Origin of the sequence: Gordonibacter sp. (assembly GCF_036667095.1) — a bacterium.
GTDB lineage: Bacteria > Actinomycetota > Coriobacteriia > Coriobacteriales > Eggerthellaceae > Gordonibacter.
In genome coordinates this window covers 1-1,158 of sequence record NZ_JAVWUP010000383.1, presented here as the reverse complement: position 1 = coordinate 1,158, position 1,158 = coordinate 1, and the positions used below count along the sequence as shown (strand labels likewise).

2 protein-coding genes are annotated in these 1,158 nt (G+C 59.6%); both read right to left on the bottom strand.

What is annotated here, in order from left to right:
* Positions 1-404 (bottom strand): 4Fe-4S dicluster domain-containing protein (locus RR842_RS14780; protein ID WP_332730328.1); only part of this gene is annotated, 404 nt, incomplete at its 3' end.
* 12 nt (positions 405-416) lie between these two features.
* Positions 417-1,158: molybdopterin dinucleotide binding domain-containing protein (locus RR842_RS14775; RefSeq protein WP_332730327.1), on the bottom strand; the 742-nt coding region annotated here is incomplete at its 5' end.

Here is a 1,158-nt window from a genome sequence, read left to right as displayed (position 1 = left end):
ATGTTCTCCACGCCGTCGGACTTGGCCGTGAGGTGGTTGCACAGCGTGCACTTCTCCACGACGCCTTCATCCTCGTTGAACTGACGTACGCCGAAGGGACAGGCATACATGCAGTACTGGCAGCCTATACACTTCTCCTTGTTGATCATGACCACGTTGTTGTTCGGATCGCGATACGATGCGCCCGTGGGACACACGCCGACGCAGGGGGAGTTCTCGCACTGCTGGCATTGCATCGGCATCCAGTACATCTCGATATCCGGGTACTCGCCCGTAGGGCCGATAGCAAGCACGCGGTTCCAGAAAGAGCCGAGTTTTACGTTGTTCTCGTACTTGCACGCCACCGTGCACGAGTCGCAGCCCGAGCAGCGGTTAAGATCGATCACCAAAGTCCGTCTTGTCATGGTACTTCCCTCCTACTTCGCGAAAGTCTCGTTGGAAAACATATGGGCATCGTCGAACGTGACCGCCGGAGTCCAGCTGGCGGACGGGTCACCCATAGTCTCCGCGAACGGATTCGCGTCGACGTACTGGTTCTTGTTGGTGTACATGAGCGGCTGGAACTCTTCGGGTTCCACCCACACCCGCGGCGGCTTGTCAGCCTTCTCCACCTTCACGCAGAACCCGCGGTTGGTGTAGGAGCCGTAGCATTCGTTGAACGGCGCGGTGTTCTTGGTCAGGATGTTCACGTTGCACTCCTGCCACCCGCCGCTCTTGGTTTCCTGTGACGAGTCGAAGCATTCGGGATTCCAGAAGCGCTCCATCCACACCACGTTCTCATGCATGCCGTCAGTGAGATACACGCGCGCATGAGTCGAACCGCGGCGAGAGGTCACCTTCACCCAGTCCATGTGCGCAAGGCCGTATCGCTCGGCCGTCTTGCTGTGCATGCGCAGATCGGGTGCCGGCCATATCTCGCGCATATAGGGAGCCTGGCGCTGGGTGCCGTGGTGCGTGTAGTACACGCGGCCGCTAGTCAGCACGAGGGGGTATTCAGTGTCGTAGCCCTCCACGCCCTCGAGGGGGCTTTCGGCGGGCTCGATATGCTGACAAATGGGAGCATAGGTTCCCTCGTACTCGCCCTGTCCGATGGAGGGATCGACGTCGACCTGCTCGCGTGGGTAGCAGCAAGGAAAGCCCGTTTTCGCCAACTGCACC